At 67.9% G+C, this 1,022-nt stretch carries 2 protein-coding genes; one reads left to right on the forward strand and one right to left on the reverse strand.

The window, feature by feature from the left end; translation table 11 throughout:
• The coding region (locus I53_RS15425) for an ATP-binding protein (protein WP_043352194.1) at nucleotides 1-439 on the reverse strand (439 nt) is incomplete at its 3' end.
• A gap of 176 nt (nucleotides 440-615) precedes the next feature.
• Here I53_RS15425 and I53_RS15430 point away from each other — a divergent pair.
• Nucleotides 616-1,022, forward strand: a 407-nt coding sequence (locus I53_RS15430) for an MCP four helix bundle domain-containing protein (RefSeq protein WP_043352197.1), incomplete at its 3' end; no start/stop codon positions are given.

The raw sequence follows: 1,022 nt of genomic DNA on the forward strand, positions 1-1,022 counted from the left end.
CGGGGGCGGTGCGGGCGTAATCGGAGACCTCGAACCGGTGCCCGACCGCGATGAAGCGCGAGAGCACCGTCTCCTTGGGCTCCACAGCCCGAGCGGCCAGGGCGAGGCCGACCGAGACCACGCGGCCGGAATCGGGATTCTCGAAGACCAGGACCAGCACGGTCTCGCAGGATTCCCGGGTCGGGCGGCCGCCTTCCGCCGGGTCGCTGATCCAGCCCAAGCAATAGTCGCGCACGGTTCGGGCGCTGCGCCCGGAGGCCGAGGCGTTGAGGGCGAGGCGGCTGGCGTTGTTGCCGGCCAGCACCGTGCCGACCGCATCGAAGATCGTCGATTTCCCGGCCCCCGTCGGCCCGACCAGCGCGGCGGCACCGCGCAGCCGGATCTGCTCGCGGCGGATCAGGTACCAGTTGGAGATGGCGATGTCGGTGAGGACGTACACGATGTGGGTGGGTCGGGCCGGTGGCGAGGAATGTTCGGCCCAGTTGGCCGGACTCGGCCGCGTATGCAAGCCGACACGCGCGAACCTCTGAAGCCCGATCCTACCTCAGGTTATGACACTATTAGCACAACCTGTTCATGTCCTGCCGGTCTCGTCCGCACGACCGGAACCGACCGATGCGTCTCAGTCTCAAAGCAAAACTCAGCGGCCTCTTCGCCCTCCTGCTCCTGGCGGCGCTGGTTCAGGGCGGCGTGACTCTCTACAAGATGCAGGCGGTCGACCAGCGGCTCGCGGAGCTGATCGACAACGCCGTGCCGTCGATCAACGAGGCCCAGGCGATCAACGCCCTCGTGATGCGCTCGCGACTGTGGCAGTTCCGCTACGTGACGGCGGATACCGAATCGGAGCGCGCGACCAGCCTGAAGAGCGCGGACGAGATGATGCGGAACCGCCAGGCGAAGGCCGAGGCCTACCGCACCCTGGTGGCGTCGAAGGAGGAGCAGGCGATCTACGACGACCTGCTCGCCAAGCTCGCGGTGCAGCAGGCCGACTGGACCCGTCTGCGCGCCTTCCCGGCCGATCA

The organism is Methylobacterium sp. B1 (genome assembly GCF_000333255.1).
GTDB classification, from domain to species: domain Bacteria; phylum Pseudomonadota; class Alphaproteobacteria; order Rhizobiales; family Beijerinckiaceae; genus Methylobacterium; species Methylobacterium fujisawaense.